Origin of the sequence: Glycomyces sp. L485 (genome assembly GCF_022548875.1) — a bacterium.
Classification (GTDB): Bacteria; Actinomycetota; Actinomycetes; order Mycobacteriales; family Micromonosporaceae; genus Glycomyces.
The window spans coordinates 44,858-63,610 of sequence record NZ_JAKZEW010000026.1 but is presented as its reverse complement, the minus strand read 5'-3'; the positions used below and the strand labels follow the sequence as shown (position 1 = coordinate 63,610).

Below are 18,753 nucleotides of genomic sequence, written 5' to 3'. Positions count from 1 at the left end.
GCAACACAACACGAGCAAAACTCACCCACCAAGGCCACCCCGCCCGGCACGCGCCCGACCCCCGCAACGCATCCCCGAACATCCCTCCACCTCTTCGTCGCTGCCGCCCTTGGCGCAGTTCGACCATCCACACGAGACATCCCGCCAGCGCCCCAAGGGCCATTTCCGGCCTCCCCGCGCGCCCCAGACGCACTCCGCCGAATACCGGCTGCGACACCGAATCTCGCATGAAGGGCTCAAACCCGATACCCTCGACGGATGGCCAGCGCGAACCTCTCCAGCACCGTCACCAGACTCCGCTCGCAGTACGAGACCGGGCGGACCAAGCCGATTCCATGGCGGCTCGCACAGCTCAAGGGCCTCGATCGGATGCTGCGGGAGGGCGGCGACGAGCTCGCCGACGCGCTGCGCGCCGATCTGGGGAAGTCGGCGCCGGAGTCGTTCCTCGCTGAGATCGACTTCGTCGCCGCCGAGGTCAGGGCGATGCGCAAGCATCTGCGGTCCTGGCTGCGTCCCAAGCGGGTCCACACTCCGCCGCATCTGCAGCCGGCGAAGTCGTACCTGCTGCGGGAGCCGCTCGGCCTCGTGCTGGTGATCGGGCCGTTCAACTACCCGGTGCAGTTGACGCTCGCGCCGTTGGCGGGGGCGCTCGCCTGCGGGAACGCGGTGATCGTGAAGCCTTCGGAGGAGGCGGCCGAGACGTCGGCGACGCTGGCGAGGCTGCTGCGCGAGTATCTGGATCCCGATGCGGTGGCGGTGGTCGAGGGCGGGGCCGAGGCGACGTCGGCGCTGCTGGCCGAGCGCTTGGACCACATCTTCTTCACCGGTTCTCCGAGGGCGGGCAGGATCGTCGCGAAGGCGGCCGCGGAGCACTTGACTCCGGTGACGTTGGAGCTGGGCGGGAAGTCTCCTGCGATCGTGGAGCCGGGTGCGGACCTGGCTGTCGCGGCGAGGCGGATCGTGTGGGCGAAGTTCATGAACGCCGGGCAGACGTGCGTGGCGCCGGACTATGTGATCGCGCTCGACGGGGTGGGCCCGGAGTTGGAGCGGCATCTGGCGGAGGCGGTGCGTGAGATGTACGGGCACGCGCCGGCCGAGAGCCCCGATTACGGGCGGATCGTGAACGAAGCGGCGTTCGACCGGCTCGCGGGTCTGCTCGAGGCGGGGCGGCTCGTTTGCGGGGGCGGGCGGAACCGCGAGACGCGGTACATCGCGCCGACGGTGCTTGCGGATGTGGATGCGAAGGACGCGGTGATGGCCGAGGAGATCTTCGGGCCGATCCTGCCGGTCTTGTCGCTCGATTCGCTCGATGAGGCGATCGCGCACGTGAATGCGGGTGAGAAGCCGCTGGCGCTGTATGCGTTCACCGATTCGGAGGCGACGCGGCGGAAGCTGCTGACGCGGACGTCGTCGGGCGCGGTCGGGTTCAATGTGCCTTCGGCGCATCTGGACGTGCCGGGGCTGCCGTTCGGGGGAATCGGCGCGTCGGGTCTGGGTTCGTATCACGGGAAGTGGTCGATCGAGGCGTTCAGCCATGCGAAGGGCGTGCTGGACAAGCCGTTGGCGCCGGACACGATGCAGGTCGTGTATCCGCCGTTCACGGCGGTCAAGGAGGCGGTCATGCGGCGGCTGCGCTGACGGCGCCGGTTTGATCGAGCAGACGAAAAAGGCCCTGATCAACGTTGCCGTTGATCAGGGCCTTACCCCTCGAAGACAAGCTTCTTCGCCTCTTGGGCGATGCGGTCAGGACCGGGTTCGAACCGGAAGACGCTCCCTCATGAGCACCTGACCCGCTGATCGCCGGTGGACGATCCGGACAGAACTGTATCAGACGACTTGCGCGCGCTACTTCGCAACCTGTTTGGTGGAATGCCTCACGCTCCCAATTGATTCGGTCTCAGTAGCGACATAGGCAAGTCTCTTTAGGACTAACACTGCGCACTCCCGGGGTCACCGCTTCTTCTGATGCTATTTACAAGGATCTAAATATATGAAACCCTCAGAAGAGCTCACCTCCGGCGGACGCTCGACCGCGGTGCTTGGCGCCCGATCCCCCGAACAGCCAGCGCGGCACTGAATCACGGGTGAGCCGAGCGAAAGGACCATCATGCGAACAGCATGGAAGGCCGGCATCATCGGCGCCGCGGCAATACTGCTGGCGACGGTGGGCGCCTCACCCGCCCAAGCCGCGCCGCAGACGTTCGTCAACGGCAGCGAGATCATCACCACGAACGGCACCGCCATGCACGCCCACGGCGGCGGCATCCTCAAGGACGGCGGCTACTACTACATGGTCGGCGAGAACCGCGTCGACGGCGGGAGCCTGTTCAACGCCGTCTCCATGTACCGCTCCACCGACATGGTGAACTGGACGCACGCCAACGACATCCTCACCAGGAACTCCCACTCCGATCTCGATCCGGCGAACATCGAGCGGCCCAAGGTGATCTACAACGCCGAGTACGACCACTACGTGATGTGGGCGCACAAGGAGAACGGCTCCGATTACGGCGACGCTGAAGTCGCCGTGGCCGTCTCGGACACCGTCGACGGCGACTACACCTATCAAGGCTCGTTCAGGCCGCTCGGGCACGAGTCGCGCGACCAGACCGTGTACGTCGACGACGACGGCACCGGCTACCTCATATCGGCGGCCCGCTCGAACTACGACCTGCACATCTACCGGCTCACCGACGACTACCTCGGCGTCGAGGAGCTGGTCCACATGTTCGAAGGCGACCACCGCGAAGCCCCCGCGGTCTTCAAACGAGGCGGCGTGTACTTCCTGGTCACCTCCGGGTCCACCGGCTGGAACCCGAACCAGCAGCGATACGCCACGACGACGAGCTTCCCGTCCGGGTCCTGGAGCGGCTGGCAGAACGTCGGCGACTCCACGACCTACCGCTCGCAGACGGCCTACGTCGTCGAGATCGCCGGCTCCCAGGAGACGTCCTACATGTACATGGGCGACCGGTGGGCCGGAGCCACAGGCGGCACCCCGAACGAATCGACGTACGTGTGGCTGCCGCTGCGGTTCCCGTCCTCCAACACCATGGCCATGGACTGGTACCCGCAGATCTCCATCGACACCGAGACCGGCTCCGTCTCCGGGGTCGCCGGGGAGACGACCACGATGGTCGCCCGCCACTCCGACAAATGCGCCGACGTCGTCTCCGGCTCCACCGCCGACGGAGCCGAGATCATCCAGTACACCTGCAACGACGACAACAACCAGCGCTGGCAGCTCCAGAGCGCCGGCGGGGGCTACTACCAGATCGTGTCGTGGAGCTCGGGCAAGTGCCTGGACATCGATGGCGGTTCGACCGCCAACGGCGCCCAGGCCATCCAGTGGACGTGCAACGGCGGCACCAACCAGCAGTGGGAGCTGCGCGACGCGGGCAGCGGCTACACGCAGCTCGTCGCCCGCCACTCCGGCAAGTGCCTGGACGTGACCAGTGCCTCCACCGAGGACTCCACCAGGCTCAAGCAGTACGACTGCAATTCGGGCACCAACCAGCAGTGGACCCTTTAGCCCTGCTTCTGACATCGCGGCGGCCCTCCGGCATCAGGCCGGAGGGCCGCCGCGATGTCCGGACGGCCTTACGGTTCGGGCTGCCAGTCCTCGGCGTAGGTCTCGACCTGCTCGATGACCTTCTTGACGGCGGCGCGCTGCCCGTCCGGCGGGTAGCCGTGCTTGCGCAGCAGCCGTTTGACGGTCAGGCGCAGGTTCGCCTGGACGTCGTCGCGTTTGGCCCAGTCGGTGGTGAGGTTGCCCCGCACGCTCTTGACCAGGTCGCGGGCGATGGCCGCTAGCTTGTCGACGCCCATCTCGTTGAGAGCGGCCTCGTTGGCGGCGACGGCGTCGTAGAACGCCAGCTCGTCCTCGGTCAAGCCGAGCTCGGACCCGCGCTCGGCCTCGGCGGAGATGAGCTTGGCGAGCTCCACGAGCTCGGCGATGATCTGCGCGCTGGAGAGCTGCTGGTTGGTGTAGCGGGTCATGAGCGCCTCGAGCTTCTCCGAGAGCTCTTCCTGGCGCACGACGTTGTGCCGCACGTTCTTGCGCATCTCCTGCTGCACCAGGCGCTGGAGCGCCTCGATGGCGAGGGCGGGGTGCTTGTCCTCCTGCATGCGCCGGATGAAATCCGCGTCGAGGTGGGAGAGGTTGGGCCGCGGCATCCCGGCGGCGGTGAACAGGTCGAGCACGTCGCCGGCCTCGACGGCCGAGGAGGTCATCTGCCGCAGCACCGCCTCGATCTGGGCTGAGACGGCCCGGCCCGTCGCGCGGCGCTCCTGAGCGTCGTAGGCGGCCATGTGCTTGCGGACCTCATGGAAGAACTCGACTTCCTTCCGCACCGGTTCCTTGTCTGCGTCGCGGGTGAGCCGCCACAGGCCGACCATCTTCTGCGCCTGCTGGTTGAAGCGGTCTTTGAGGGTCGGCTCGTCGGGGTCGAGCGGGTCGTTCTCGGGGTTGGCGCGGTCCCGCAGGTGGTTCACGGTGCCGAGGACGGCGTCGTTGTAGGCGGTCTTGCCCGCCTTGGCGAGTGCGCCGCGCCAGTCGAAGTCGGCCAGCAGCTCGGAGCCGATGACGTGGAGGACGTCGCGGAGGTGCCCGATGGCCTCCTCGGTCTTGCGGCCGACGGGCCGCTGCCGCTGGTCGTCCACGGTGTATTCGGCGAGGGCCTTGTAGAGGTGCTCGGTGAGCGGGGAGTAGCCGACCATGAGGCCCTCCTCCTTGACACCGAAAGTGCGGTTGGCGCGCGCGATGGTCTGCATGAGCAGGGCTCCGCGCAGCGGCCGGTCGATGTAGAGGGTGTGCAGGGGCGGGGCGTCGAAGCCGACGAGCATGCGGTCCTTGACGATGACGATCTCGAGTTCGTCTTCGGGATCACGGACCCGTGCCTCCAGGGCCTTGCGCTGCGAAGGGCGCAGCATGTAGTCGCCCAGTTCGGTCTCAGAGGGCTTCCCCGAGATGTTGACCTTGATCTTGCCGCTGTCGAGCCGGTCGTCGTGCCAGTCGGGCCGGAGCCTGGTGATCTCCTCGTAGAGCCGGACGGCTATCAGGCGTGAGGCGACCACGACCATGGCCTTGCCGCGCACGCCGAGTTCGGATTCGACGGCGGCGGCGCGCTTGTCCCAGTGCTCGACGAGGTCGGCGGCGAGGGTGCGGAGCCGGTCGGGTGCGCCGTAGACGGCGCTGATCTGCGCGGCGGCCTGCTTGGCCTTCTCCTGCTCGGACTCGTCGAGGTCTTCGAGGACTTCGGTGGCTTGCTCGTCGAGTTCGGCGGCTACGTCGTCGGGGACGTCGACGTCGATGACGCGGGGCTCGAAGTAGACCGGGACGGTGGCGCCGTCGTTGACCGCGCGGGTGAGGTCGTAGATGTCGATGTAGTCGCCGAAGACCTCGCGGGTGTCGCGCTCGGTCTCTGAGATCGGGGTGCCGGTGAAGGCGATCATCGTGGCGTTGGGGAGAGCGCGCTTGAGGTGCTTGGCGTAGCCGTTGATGTCGTCGTAGTGGCTGCGGTGGGCCTCGTCGACGACGATGACGATATTGCGGCGGTTGGACAGAAGCGGGTGGTCGGCGCCGGATTCGCGTTCGTCTTGGGTGCGGCCGAACTTCTGGAGGGTGGTGAAGATGATCCCGCCGCTGCGCCGGTCCAGGGCCATGCGCAGCTCGGAGCGTTTGGACATCTTCTGCGGCTGCTCGGGGAGGAACTCAGAGCCGAAGAACCCTTGGAAGAGCTGGCCGTCGAGTTCGGTGCGGTCGGTGATGACGACGACGGTGGGGTTGCCGAGGGCGGGGTGCCGCATGATCTGGGCGGTGTAGAGCTCCATCTCGAAGGACTTGCCGGAGCCTTGGGTGTGCCAGACGACGCCGGCACGGCCGTCAGACTTGACGGCGTCGACGGTCTTGGAGATGGCCTTGGAGACGGCGAAGTACTGGTGGGGCTTGGCGACCATCTTGACGGGCTTGCCGTCGTCGTGGTTGAACCCGACGTAGTGGTCGAGCATTTCGATCAGGCGGGTGGGTTCGTAGAGCCCGTCGATGGCGAGGGCGGTCTCGGTCTCGGACCAGACGGGCGGGGGTTGGGGAACGGCTCTGCCGTCCGGGTCGACGTTCCAGGCGGCGAAGTGTTCGACGGGGGTGAAGACGGAGCCGTAGCGGGCGTTCGTGCTGTCCGCGATGAGGCAGTAGGCGGTGGCGGAGAAGGCGAGGGGGAACTCGCGGAGGTAAGTCTGGAGCTGGGCGTGGGCGTCTTCGATGGCGGTGTCGGAGAGGGCGGGGCGCTTGAGCTCTGCGATGGAGATGGGAAGGCCGTTGAGGTAGAAAACGATGTCGAAGCGGCGCTCGTGGTCGCGGTCGATGAGGCGGACCTGCTGGACGGCTAGGAACTCGTTCTTGTCGAAGTCCCGGCGGTCGATCAAGTGGACGGTCGGGAGCTGAGGGGTGCCTCCCGCGTCGATGTACTCGATGCCCTGGATACCGGAGGTGAGGAGCTTGTGGATGCGGAGGTTCTCGGCGAGCGGGTCGGCGGATTCGGGAGTGAGGACCTTCGAGACGGCCTCATCGACTGATGAGTCGGGGAGCTCGGGGTTGATGCGGGCGATGGCAGAGCGAAGGCGAGGTCGGATGTAGAGTTCGGCCCAGTCCAAGCGCTCGCCGGTGCCGGGAGCGATTTCGAGGCCGGTCGTAGTGAACCAGCCGAGCTCGGCGAGGCGGTCCATGCACTGCGACTCGAGCTGTGCTTCGGATAGGAATGTCATGTCACGTCCTCCACGATCTTTTCAGCGTCTCCGACTCGGATTTCTCCCGACATGAGCCGAGGAAGCAGTGTGTCTCGTAGCTCTGCCAAGGTCCGCGACTCCGCCCCCAATGCCTTCATGTATTGGAAACTTCGCATCGATTCTTCACCGAAGACACCTAGAGCTCTCGAATCCGGCACTCGCACAAGGAAGCCAGCAACCTTCGCTGCAGATACCCGCTGCCTACCCGACGTACCTTCCATATTGCGGATCGCATGGTCTCTGAATGTCTCGTTCCTTGCAATGAAGTAAGGCAGCTGCTCCGGAACACCCGACTTCGGTCTCATCACAATGAATTCTGTTGACCCGAGTCCGATTTCATTCTCAGGCAATGAATCAACAAATCCCGTCTTGCCGTTTTCAAGACATGGCGTGATCCGAGCCAGAAGGGTATCACCATTTCTGAACTTTGTTCCCGACTTCGGCTGTCGCAGTCCTATCGAACTGATCCTTGCGCGATCCGTCGACAGGGCAGCCATATCGATATAAGGAGCGGATGAAACCTTCGGCGCCGACTCCCTTGGATTGAAATCTATCAGCTCTGAAACTGGAATAGACTCATTTCCGTTCGCATCGGTCATTCGCAATTGCTCGAATTTTAGTGAGAGGATTTTCTCTATTGTCACTGCAATGCGATCATTGGAGGCAATCTTGTCATCCAGTGCCCCTATTACCTCGCAGACCACTTCCTGTTCACCAAGACTAGGGATCCGAATTGGCCATGTACTCATTTCTTTCAGAGGAATTCGGTCAACCGTTGCCCCATGGATGGCTCTAGAACGAATCGTATACTGGAACTCTGGAGCAAGGTATGCGAGCAAAAGGAACTTTGGCATCACTTTGCTCCGGTCTGGCCTCAGAAGGCCCATGCGGCGACCTAGGCATGCTCGGATTCCTGGAATCATCAATGCAGCTTGACCGAGACGCGTCTCGTATGAAAACAGAAGATCCCCGGGCTCGGGCGTTACCCTTCGTGTCCATTTTATGAACTCGTCTTCGGAGAGGTGTGCAGACTCACTGAGATCAAGACGACCATCTTTCAGGCTCGAGATACTTAGGAAATACGGTCCAATCTCGGTCTTATGTGGAGTGGCATGTGGTCCGTCGAAGATCTGAACCAGATCCGAGAGGTTATACTCGTTCCATCTCATAGCACGATTCTCCCAAGTTGAGTCCGGACTTCCCTTTCAAGCCTTGCGGATTCGTCGAATTCGGCAAGGAGGTCCTTGGTCAAGCGGCCAACCTTTTCCCCGATCGGCTCGTCATCTTCGGCCACTTTCCCAGCAGTCCCCACGTATCGTCCAGGAGTTGCGGCGAAGTTTTGATTCGCAATCTCCTCCAGCGTGGCGCTGTAGCAGAAGCCGGCCTCATTCGAGAACTCCAGGTTTTCTTCTTGGGCGCTCTTCGTTCCTCGCCACGCCCGATAAGCATCGGCGATCCTGAAGATGTCCTCATCCCGGAAGACCTTTTCCGTCCGGTCTGCCATCACGCCCAACTCTCGGGCGTCGATGAACAGCACCTGTCCCTGCCGGTCGGTCTTTCCACTCTTCGCGCTCTTGTCCTTCGCGAAGATCCACAGACAAGCTGGGATCTGCGTTGTCCGGAACAACTGCCCCGGCAGGGCCACCATGCACGAGACCACATCGGCCTCCAACATGGCCCTTCGGATGTCGCCCTCACCGCTCGTGTTCGAGGACATCGAGCCGTTGGCCATCACCACACCGGCCGTGCCGTTCTCGCTCAGCTTGTACAGGATGTGCTGCATCCACGCGTAGTTCGCGTTCCGTACCGGCGGCACGCCATACCTCCAGCGCCGGTCGTGCTCGTCCCGGTACCAGTCCTTCAGGTTGAACGGCGGGTTCGCCAGGATGTAGTCGAATCGCAGATCCGGGTGCCGATCATCGTGGAAGGTGTCGGCCCACCTGCTCGACAGGTCGCCCCAGATCCCGTGAATGGCCAAGTTCATCTTCGCGAGCCGCCAAGTCCGCTCGTTGAGTTCCTGCCCGTACACGGCCAGGTCGTCGCGCCGCCCCTGGTGGGCCTCCACGAACCGTTCGGCCTGCACGAACATGCCGCCCGAACCGCATGCAGGGTCGTAGATGCGTCCCTCGTACGGCTCGATCATCTCCACGAGGGTCTTCACGACACTGCCCGGCGTGTAGAACTCGCCGCCGCGCTTGCCCTCGGCTTTGGCGAACTTCTCCAGGAAGTACTCGTACACCTCGCCCAGCACGTCTCGCGCTGCCTTGCCATGGCCGGTGAACCTGGTGTTGTTGATGAGGTCCACCAGTTCCTTCAGCCGCCTGGTGTCCACATTGTCTCGGTTGAAGATCTTCGCCAACACACCGCTCAGGGACTTGTTGCTCTTCATGATCTCACCCATGGCGTCGTCGAGCCGCTTGCCGATCGTCTCCGGCGTCATCTGCTCGACCAGGGTCGACCAGCGCGCCTCGATCGGCACCCAGAAGACGCCCTTGGAGATGTAGTGGTCGACGTCCTCCAGTTCCTCGGCGATGTCCTCCTCACCGAGTCCTTCGGCCTTCAGCTCTTCCCGCACCTGCTCCTGGCACTCGTCGAAGGCGTCGTTGACGTATTTCAGGAAGACCAGGCTCAGCACGAAGTCCTTGTACTGCGAGGCGTCCATCGATCCGCGGAGCTTGTCGGCGGCCTTCCACAGCATGTCTTTGATGTCGGCCAGGTTCGCCTGCGGCGCAAGGCCGGGCAGCGTCTCGGCTGCGGCTCGTCTCTTCGGGGGCATGGTCATTCTTCCTTCGTCTCGGTCGGTACGGGTGCAAGGTCTACGGTGCCGTCGGCGAGGCCGTCGGCTATCTGGGCGGTCAGGGCGTCGAGCGCCGCGATCTCTGCGGCGACCCGCTCACGGCGGCGGGCGATCGCGTCGAGCGCGGCCGCAGTCGGCGCGAGTCCGGATGGGGAGACGACCGGCAGCCGCACATCTCCCAGTTTCTCCCCCGGCCTTGCGCAGCGACGTATCAACGCCGCCAAAAGCCAAGGGGTGAACCGGTCTTCGCCTCGCGGCCCGATACGGATTACACGCGCTGGACTCACCGCGAGTTTCGCGCCATCGGGATCGACCCAGACTTTCAGGCCTTCGGGGCCTGCCGCGACCACGACATCGCCCGGACGGGTGAGCTCGGCGGTGCGGTACGCACCGAGCGCCAGCCGGTCGAGGCACCGGACGCCGATGCGCTCGGGCGCGGCCACTTCTTCGGGGCTGATCAGGGGAATGCCGTCGCTCACCACGTCTCCCTCACGGACCCGCAGGCCCGGGATGGGGCGCAGGCGCCCTTGGGATCGCAGCCGGGCGATGCTGGTGGTCGGTGGTCGTGCGGGATCGGTGACGGCGCGCGGGTCGAGCCAGTCGGCCATCGGGACCGTGTCGTTGTTCGAAGCGAGCGCGTCCAGCCGCGTTCCGAGAGCGAGCATGTCCGCTACCCGCTCGTCTCCGGCGACGGCGGCCCGCGCTGGCGGACGCAGCGCGCCCCAGTCCCGCCTGAGCCGGTCGATGTCGAACTTGACGGCCTTGTCGCGTTTGCGGAGCGCTCGGAGTCGCCAGGTGAAGATGTCTTCCACCGCCTCGTCGGCCGCGGCGCCGTCGAGGGCCTCGGCCCGCAGGTCGGCCAGGAGCACCCGTCCCCGGCAGTAGTCGGGCAGCGGTTTTCGCATGACCCATGCGGCGGTCCTGTGGGCGGCGCGGATCGGGATCTGTCCGTCGGGAAGGCTGACGACGGCTTCGGTGCTCGCCTGGTCGAGCAGCCGCAGGCGGAGGTGCTCCAGCCGGGGTTGCCTGCGCAGGTCGGCGGCGAGCGCGCTCTCGGGGCCGAGAACGACGGCGCTCGATTCGGCCGGCATCCGCAGCGAGATCCTGTCGAGCGCGTCGAACACGGCTTCGGGCTCGCCGCTCTGCGGCGGCAGGGCGGTCACGATCCGATCGGGGCGGGCGATGTCGTCGGGGAGGTCTTCGCCGCTGGAGAGTTCGACGTCGAGTCCGCCGTCGGCGGCGACGGCGAGTCTCCTGCGCGCCAGGCGCAGCAGCCGTTCGTCGTCGACCGCTCCGACGAAGCGCGGGGCGTAGACGCCGTCGGGCAGCGCACGCGCCGCCGCCGCGAGCAGCGCCCCCGAACCGGCGTATGGGTCGGCGATCACGAACTGGCCGCTGTCGTCGGTGAAATCGTCGATGCTGAACTCGTCGCGGTCGATGATCGCGGGTCCACTCGGGTCATCGGCGATGTCGCCCAGTGCGAGCTTCACCAGGAAGTCCTTGGCTCCCTTGGCGAGCTCGACGGCCGCCAGCGCGGTGTCGCCCAGGCGGCGGTGCATCGCGATGATGTCCTCGCAGGCGTCCTCGTGGGTCCACCAGGCGTCGATGTAGGCGTGGAGCAGGAACGCAAGCGCCGCGCCTTCGGGCGGGAGGCCGGCTATCTCGGAGTAGAGACACTCGTCGTCCGGGTCGGCTTCGTCGGCGGCGTCGGCGAGTCGGGCGAGCGCGTCGTGTGCGGGAGTGGCGGGGTCCGGCCAGGCGGCAGTGCGGTGGTGGAGCGCGACGAGGGCGGTGGCGGCGTCGATGAAGTCGCCGCGCGGCCAGTTGTCGGCGGTTGCGGATACGTTGTGGCGCGCGAGCTCCGAGCGAGCTTCGGCCGGGTCGACGCGGCCGGTCCGCTCCAGCCATTCGAGGACTGGTTCGACCGCGAAGTAGTTGGTCTGGCCCCGGCGGCGCACCGGCTGGGGGAAGTCGTCGAAGCGCCTGCGCCAGTTGTGGACGACGTCCTTCTGGACACGGGCGAGACCGGCGATCTCGGCGGCGGTCAGCAGTGCTTCAGAGCTCTGCCCGTCTGCCATGCCATCACCCCTCGCCTTCCGGTTCCGTTCGGATTCTAAGGCTAGAACAGTTGATCGCATAAAGCAGCGCCTCTACTGATAGCACCTGCTATCGGCTATCGACTTCGATTCATCGTGAAAATCGGCGACCGTGGTGCACATCGATTTCAGCGCCGAACCCGAAAGGTCGCAGCCATGAGCACCATCCCACCCCTTCCCCAGCAGGGACAGCCCACACCGGGCCAACCGGTGGCGGGCCCGCACACGCCGAAGAAACCCTGGTACCTGCGCTGGTGGTCGATCACCATCGCAGGCGTCCTCGTCCTGTCCTGCTTCGGAACGCTCCTCGGAGGCGGGGACGAGTCCGAGACGGCCAGCGACACCGCCAGCGGTGATGGGGACTCGGCCGCTGTCGACACCGGCGAGAACACCGATGCCGACCCTGCCGAGACCGAAGCCGAGCCGGTCGAGGAGAGCGAGACCGACTACTTCTCCTCTGCGTTCCCCGTCTTCGACGCGGTCACCGAGTCCGGCTCCGGCGACAGCGTGATCAGCCTGCCCGCCGGGCAGGGCATCATCACCGCCGTCCATTCCGGCTCGTCGAACTTCATCCTCACCGCCCTCGACGAGAACAACGAGATGGCCGAGCTGCCCGTGAACACGATCGGCTCCTACGAAGGCACCAGCGCTTACGGGCTCACCGGCATGGGAGACGACCCGGCCTCACTGGAGATCACCGCCGGCGGATCTTGGGAGATCACCGTCGCCCCGGTCAGCCAGGCGCCCGAGTTGGGCGATCCGCAAAAGTCCCAGGGCGACGGTGTCTACCGTTACACTGGAGGCGCCGCCACCTGGCAGATCTCTCACGACGGCGAGCGGAACTTCATCGTCACCTACGTCAGCGACGCGGCGTTCGGATGGGATCTCGTGGTCAACGATATCGGCTCCTACGAGGGCACTTCGGCCATCACCAGCGGCCCGGCCGTGGTGACCGTGAACGCCGACGGCGACTGGACCATCGCCTCCTCATGAGCTGTATCCGGTTCGGCCTTCCTCACGAGGGCCGGACCAGGACGACATCGCTCCCTCATCACGGCTCACGTGCGTTCGCTCACGGAAGGAAAAGCCGAAATGTCAGACCACTCCAACGAACAAGTACCGCAACCCGAACCTTCGGTGCCGCCCGGTGTGGCCTCGCCCTCGTCCGCCCCGAAACCCCCCGTACGCCGATGGTCATCCGGTGTCGTACGGGCCTCGGTACTCCTCGGAGCCGCCTTGGTCTTCTGCGCCGGGCTCGCAGTCGGCCTCGCAATCAACGGCGAACGAGGAGGGTCGTCCTCGTCTGATGGCTCCGGACCCGAGACGACCGACTTGATCAAGGCACAGGAAACCTGTGCGCCCGGTTCGAGCAGCGTCAGCATCGGCGACGGCGGAGATACGCTGATCATCGACAGGGCCTGGGCCGAAGAGAATCCCGGAGCCGACTCCACTGAAGTCATGTGCATCTTCGACGAACTCGAAATGCCCGATGCCGTGATATCGCAGATTAATGGCACCCGGGCGCTCGACGGAACGCAAGAGGCGAACTTCGGTGACTACTCGACGTTCTGGACCTATCACCCCGATGACGGCCTGAACATGACCATCACCTTGGACCTCTAGCGCAATCGAACATGAGATCGACCCCGGATGAGGCACGATCCAGGTGCGGAGGCACGGCGGACAACGATTCGCCCGCCACCGCACCTGAGACCTTGAACGAGCTTCGAGATCGCGGCAGCAGAACACGGAAACGTTGTCCCGCTGAGAGCCTCCGAATTCGGGACGGCGAATCGTGACACCGAAAGTCGACCGCCCACCGAGAGTGATGGTTTGTGATCATGGAGGGGTGAAGACACCATCACTGGCTCAATGGCGCGTCGGCATGATCCTCCGAGGGCTCCGGGCAGACCGTGGCATGTCGATCCGGGCAGCGGCGAACATGCTCGGCACCAACAGCACTCGACTGGAGCGGATCGAGAAGGCGGGCAACCAGAAAGTCGATCCGGGCACCGCCGCAGGGTGGGCGTTCATGTACGGCGCCTCGCAGCAGGTCATCCATGAACTCGAAGCGCTGGCGAAACGCACCCGCGAGACCGACGCGAACGGGTGGGAGAGCATCTAACCTCGATGCCGAAGTGGTTCACCGCCTTCCTCACGCTGGAGTGCGAAGCGAAAGCGATCGACTCGTACGAAGCGGAGTACATCCCCGGCCTGCTCCAGATCGAGGAGTACATCGACAGCGCGGCCGCGGCGAGCCCGTTCATGACCGTCGGCGACGCCGAGGAAGCGCGGCGCCTCAAGCTCCATCGGCAGAAGCTCGTCTTCGACCGCCCGCCCGGCAAACTCGCGAAGATGCGGTTCATCATCAACGAAGGCTGTCTGCTGCGGATCCGGCGGACCGACTTCTACGAAGCTCAGATCGCGCGGCTGCTCGAAACCGCGGAACTTGAAGCGGTCGAGATCCACTTTCTCCCAATGGATCAGGGATTCCACGCGTCCATGGCCGGATCGTTCGAGATCATGTCATTCGAGGGGCCGTATTCCCCGGAGCTGCTCTACCTCGAGTCGGTGCACTCGGCTCGTTACATCGATGAGCGCCAGGCCGTCGGCCGCGCCCGCGAGGTACTCTCGGACATGCTGACCCAAGTCGTGCGCATCGAGGAGTACCTGAGCAATGTTGAGCCGTGAATGGCAGAAGCCAAACCGCAGCCAGCCCCAGGGCAACTGCGTCGAGCTGCGCCAGCGCGGCGAAGCCGTCCAGGTCCGGGACTCCAAACTCGGCAACGCCTCGCCGGTCCTCGGCATCGCCTTCGCTGACTACGCCTCCCTGATCGAGGACCTCAAGCGCCGATAGCCGCCGGCGTCGCTCGCACGCTTGGTGGTCGGTCCGGCCACAGTGTCGAACCGGTCGATGAACCCTGCGTCCCAAACTGCTTGACACGATCGTCCAGTGCAGTCTGATCGTGGCCTGGGACGAACTTCCTCCTGGTCCCACCTGACGCCGCGGTCGCCCGCCCCACCGTCATCAGAGAGCTCCCACAGTTGCGCGGTCCCAGTACCTTCAGTCACAGCAGTCCTCGATGAAAGGTCTTGAAGTGCCCATTCGAAAACTCGCAGCCCTGCCCCTCGCAGTCGGCGCCCTCGCGCTTTCGGCGTGCAGCGTCGAAGCCGGGCCCACCATTTCCGGCGAGGACCTCGCAGAAGCGGCCGCCGACGCGCTCGAGCCCCAGATCGGAGCCCGGGCCGACGTCGACTGCGGCGACGACTCGATCATCGTCTCCCAGGACAAGGAAGTCGACTGCGTGACGACCGACCCGGCAACGGGCGAAGAGCTCGACACCACGGTCACCTTCACCGGCGTCGAAGGCGACGACTGGAACATCCAGGTGGAAGTGGCTCCTGCCGAAGTCGACGAGGACGGAGTCGCCGAGGAGGACCAGACCGAATCCGACGATTCCGCCGAAGATCAAGGCAGGCTGGAGCTGCCGGCTGAGCAACTCGCCGATGAGGCCGCGAACGTCTTGGAGGCCCAGAACGGGTCTCGCCCCGAGATCGACTGCGGCAGCGTCAACATCGAGATCTACGTGGACAGGCAGCACTTCTGCACCCTGACCGATCCCGCCAACGGTTCGGAGTACGCCACCACGATCACCATCACAGAGGTCGACGGCAGCCAGTTCAAGTTCAACGTCTCGGTCGCCTCCGAACCCAATTAGGTTCGAAAGACTCGGGCCGGGCGCAGATCATGCACCCGGCCTCCAACCGGGAAGCAAGACGGCCACCCGAGATGCTTGACGGTTTCAGGACTTTCTGGACTCGAATATCCCGCCGGTATCCCGCCTTGCAAGCCACTCCTTTCACAGGCAGACTTGTTCGGTCTGCCCCCACCACCAACAGAAAGGCCCTGCTGTGCCCATCCGAAAACTGGCGGCCCTGCCCCTCGCCCTTGTTGCCCTAGGACTCTCGGCGTGCACCGCCGAAGCCGGACTCACGGTTCCCGGTGAAGACCTCGCCGACCTGGCCGCGGACGCTCTGGAAGAGCAGACCGGAGCCCGTCCCGACATCGACTGCGGCGACGACTCGATCATCGTCTCCCAGGACAAAGAGGTCGACTGCACGGCGACCTCCACGGAGACGGGCGCTGAATACGACACCGTCGTCACCTTCACCAGCGTCGACGGTCGTGAATACGAAATCAGTGTGGAGGTGGCCTCCGAACCCAACGGCGCTGAAAGCGAAGCCCCGACATCCGCTCCCGCCGAGGACGACGCCTCGGAACCGGCCGCCGACGCAGCCGAGCTTCAGATTGCCGCTGAAGACCTTGCCTCGGCGGTCGCGGACGCGCTGGTGGAGCAATTGGGCTCACGTCCCGAGATCGACTGCGGTAAGGACATCACGAGAACCCTGCACGCAGGTGCGATTCACTATTGCGAGCTGATCGACGCTTCGACAGGCGAGGAGTACAACATCACCATCACCATCACCGGTGTCGAGGGCAGCCAGTTCAACTTCAGCGCCGAAGTGTCCGACACCCCCAACTAGGTTTGGGGCGCTGCGCGTTCGATCAGTGCCGACCCGTTGGAACCCCGCAACGTGACGCACGAGCGTTGCCTGGGGGTCTGACCGCCGACGTCGGACGCCTGGCGCGCAAAGGCCCCGCCTCCTGCACTCCCGGCGAGTGCTTCGGAGGCGGGGCCGGCGGGTCGGGTCAGCGGTTCAGGGCGACGATCGTGCGCCCGAGCAGGGCTCCGTCCGTGAGGTAGTCGATCGTGCCGAGGTAGCGCCGGTCCTCATCGAGGCCCGACCAGGAGGCGGTCACCGTGTGGACGCCGCCGAGGGTGGCCTCCAGCGGCTCCGGAGCGACCGTCAGGTTCCCTGAGGCCGCCTCGGGGACGACCCAGGTGTGGACCTCGGCCTCGACGGCGTCGGCCGGAGCCCCCCACAGGTCGACGTAGACCGCGTACGTGCGACCGGCCTCAAGGTCGACGTACTCGTCCGAGCCCTCCAAGAACGGCGCGCTGATCAGTTCGGGCGATCCGTCAGGCTGTTTCGCGTAGACGACGAGGTCGAGGTCGGTTCCCGGCTCGTAGTCGGCGTCGAACGTCGCGACGCGGCCCATCACCGCATCGTCCGGAACGGTGATCTCGAAGGCCTTGGTCTGGTCGCGCTCGACCGGGTCGTCCGTGGGGAAGTCCGAGCCGTCCGGGTTGGACAGGGCCAGCGTCCGGCTGTCCGAGGCCACCGGGCCGGAGGCTGTGAGATCGATCGTGCCTTCGATGCCGGACGTCACGTCGTAGTCGGCCGAGCCGTCGGCGACCTGGTCGGTGATCTCGTTCGGGGCGGCGATGTCCAGCGCGCGGACCGTGATCGGACTGCGGACCTCGTGTCCATCCGAGTCGTACCAGGTCAGCGACCCGAACGACCATTCGCCGTTGCCCGCGTCGGTCCGGGTGACGGTGACCGAGTACGTCGCCGACTCGCCCGGCCGCACGCTCAGCTGCTCGCGGTCCACTTCGACGCTGAAGCCGGGCGGGGCCTCGACTTCGGGGGAGTACTCGCCGACCGTGTCGTCGACGTTGGTGACCGTCCGGGTGATCGTCTGCCGTCCGATGAGGTCGCCGATCGCGATCGAGGGGTAGTTCAGGTCACTCGGGTCGACGGTGCCGTGCTCGCCCTCGACGGTCTCACAGGTGTCGGCGGGCTCCTGGAACTGGCCGATGGCGCAGCCGTAGAGAATCCAGTCGGTCGCACCGGAGTCGTAGACCAGACCCGGTTCGAACATGGCCCGGCCGTCGACCTGTCCGGCACCGGTGTGGAACGGGGTGGCCGCGGCGTCGGCGTACGTGCGCTGGATCGGTTCACCGTCGGTGTTCGTCTGGTAGGCGGTGGTCATGATCGCCGACTTGACCGCCATCGGCGACCAGTCGGGGTTGGCACTCTTGATGAGGGCGGCGAGGCCGGCGAGATGCGGGCTGGCCATGGAGGTGCCGTTCATGACGCCGAAGTGGCCGCCGTCGGGGTTCGACGTCGGCATGAAGCCGGCGAGGATCTCCCTGCCGGGCGCGGTGATGTCGGGCTTGAGCAGGTCGCCGCCTCCGGAGGTGGCCGGGCCCTGGGAGGACCAGAATGCCGAGGCCGGGGCGGTCTGGGAGACCGCTTCGGACTCGTAGACGGTCACGGTCGCATCGTCGCCCTTGGCGTATGCCTCGATGGCGTCGCCGGCGGCCAGGTCGACCCAGGCCATCCACAGCGGGACGTCGGTGCCGGTCTCCCTTTCGTCGGTGACCGCGGGGTCGTCGTTGTAGAGAATCACGAACGCACCGCCCGCGTCGGCCACGGCCTGGGATTTCTCACCGAAGATGTACACGCCCCGGGCGCAGGCGACCGCCCGGCCCGCGACCTTGTCGGCGTCGAGGGTGCCGGGCGCGCACAGTCTCGCCTCTGCCGGGTCCGCGCCGTCCACGGCCACTTCCTGGGCCAGGGCCAGACCGGCAGCGGTGTCGGTGAACCTCAGGCTGCTGGCGGTGTATGGGAAGGTCTGGCCGTCGCCGAGGGACACCTCGCCTTCGAAGGTGCGCGAGTGGGTGCCTGCGGCGACGGAGGTGACCCACGGCGCGTTGTGATCGACCGTGCTCGGGCCCGATTCGCCATCGTTGCCGACGGCGACGGCGACGAAGACGCCCGCCTCTGCGGCGGCGAAGAACGCCTGCGAGACCGGATCGTCGATGGTCTCTCGCGTGCCGCCGAGGGACATGTTGATGACGTCGACGCCGTCGCTGACGGCCGCGTCGATCGCGGCCAACATGTCGGAGGTGGGGCAGGAGCCGCCGATGGCGATCCAGCAGACCTTGTAGACGGCGAGCCGCGCCGCCGGGGCCATGCCCGAGACCGGGCCGAGCGAGGCGCCGTCGATGACGGCCTCGGTGTCGAGGTTGCCGGCGGCCGTGGTCGCCACGTGGGTGCCGTGGTTGAACTCCTCGCGCGGCGACTTGAAGCCGGCGACGTCGCTGTGGCCCTCAGAGTCGAACCAGCGGGCGCCGATCACCTTGTTGTTGCAGACGACGTTGTTCTCAG

Annotated in this window: 14 protein-coding genes; 9 read left to right on the top strand and 5 right to left on the bottom strand. The window is 65.6% G+C overall.

The annotated features are described in order from the left end of the window. Positions 1-258: 258 nt before the first annotated feature. Both L0U85_RS13665 and L0U85_RS13660 read left to right on the top strand, forming a co-directional pair. Entirely contained in the window at positions 259-1,638 is a 1,380-nt protein-coding gene (locus L0U85_RS13665; RefSeq protein ID WP_241378314.1) for an aldehyde dehydrogenase family protein, read from the top strand. A 469-nt stretch (positions 1,639-2,107) separates the two neighbouring features. Further along, positions 2,108-3,532 carry an RICIN domain-containing protein gene (locus L0U85_RS13660; protein WP_241378313.1) on the top strand — a complete coding sequence of 475 codons (1,425 nt, stop codon included), beginning with the start codon at positions 2,108-2,110 and terminating at the stop codon, positions 3,530-3,532. A 68-nt stretch (positions 3,533-3,600) separates the two neighbouring features. Here L0U85_RS13660 and L0U85_RS13655 read toward each other — a convergent pair whose 3' ends face one another. From L0U85_RS13655 to L0U85_RS13640, 4 genes are read right to left on the bottom strand one after another with little or no spacing between them, the layout of a single operon-like run. Then, on the bottom strand, positions 3,601-6,762 hold the full coding sequence (locus tag L0U85_RS13655) for a type I restriction endonuclease subunit R (RefSeq protein ID WP_241378312.1): 3,162 nt from the start codon (positions 6,760-6,762) through the stop codon (positions 3,601-3,603). Further along, positions 6,759-7,952: a restriction endonuclease subunit S gene (locus tag L0U85_RS13650; protein ID WP_241378311.1), complete on the bottom strand. Its 1,194-nt coding sequence runs from the start codon at positions 7,950-7,952 to the stop codon at positions 6,759-6,761. The genes L0U85_RS13655 and L0U85_RS13650 overlap by 4 nt, the downstream gene beginning before the upstream one ends. Next, a complete protein-coding gene (locus tag L0U85_RS13645; protein ID WP_241378310.1) occupies positions 7,949-9,559 on the bottom strand; it encodes a class I SAM-dependent DNA methyltransferase in 1,611 nt (536 codons plus the stop codon). Before L0U85_RS13645 ends, L0U85_RS13650 begins: the two co-directional genes overlap by 4 nt. A gap of 2 nt (positions 9,560-9,561) precedes the next feature. Next, a complete protein-coding gene (locus tag L0U85_RS13640) occupies positions 9,562-11,658 on the bottom strand; it encodes a hypothetical protein (RefSeq protein WP_241378309.1) in 2,097 nt (698 codons plus the stop codon). Positions 11,659-11,832: 174 nt separating this feature from the next. Between L0U85_RS13640 and L0U85_RS13635 the strand changes: the two genes are divergently transcribed. The 7 genes from L0U85_RS13635 (at position 11,833) to L0U85_RS13605 (ending at position 16,221) form a co-directional block, all read left to right on the top strand. Beyond that, complete coding sequence (locus tag L0U85_RS13635) at positions 11,833-12,669, top strand: hypothetical protein (RefSeq protein ID WP_241378308.1); 837 nt, start codon at positions 11,833-11,835, stop codon at positions 12,667-12,669. 339 nt (positions 12,670-13,008) lie between these two features. After that, entirely contained in the window at positions 13,009-13,299 is a 291-nt protein-coding gene (locus tag L0U85_RS13630) for a hypothetical protein (RefSeq protein ID WP_241378307.1), read from the top strand. Positions 13,300-13,525: 226 nt separating this feature from the next. Then, positions 13,526-13,801 (top strand): helix-turn-helix domain-containing protein, encoded by a 276-nt coding sequence (locus L0U85_RS13625; RefSeq protein ID WP_241378306.1) that lies wholly within the window; start codon positions 13,526-13,528, stop codon positions 13,799-13,801. Between the two features lie 5 nt (positions 13,802-13,806). Next, positions 13,807-14,367 (top strand): DUF5753 domain-containing protein, encoded by a 561-nt coding sequence (locus L0U85_RS13620; protein WP_241378305.1) that lies wholly within the window; start codon positions 13,807-13,809, stop codon positions 14,365-14,367. Further along, positions 14,354-14,533 (top strand): DUF397 domain-containing protein, encoded by a 180-nt coding sequence (locus L0U85_RS13615; protein ID WP_241378304.1) that lies wholly within the window; start codon positions 14,354-14,356, stop codon positions 14,531-14,533. The genes L0U85_RS13620 and L0U85_RS13615 overlap by 14 nt, the downstream gene beginning before the upstream one ends. Before the next feature lie 241 nt (positions 14,534-14,774). Continuing rightward, the gene (locus L0U85_RS13610; protein WP_241378303.1) at positions 14,775-15,395 is read left to right on the top strand and encodes a DUF4333 domain-containing protein; all 621 of its coding nucleotides are present in this window, start codon (positions 14,775-14,777) and stop codon (positions 15,393-15,395) included. Positions 15,396-15,588: 193 nt separating this feature from the next. Next, a complete protein-coding gene (locus L0U85_RS13605; protein ID WP_241378302.1) occupies positions 15,589-16,221 on the top strand; it encodes a DUF4333 domain-containing protein in 633 nt (210 codons plus the stop codon). A 166-nt stretch (positions 16,222-16,387) separates the two neighbouring features. On the opposite strand, the gene L0U85_RS20765 is transcribed toward L0U85_RS13605, so the two are convergent. Continuing rightward, positions 16,388-18,753: S8 family serine peptidase (locus L0U85_RS20765; RefSeq protein ID WP_277605785.1), on the bottom strand; the 2,366-nt coding region annotated here is incomplete at its 5' end.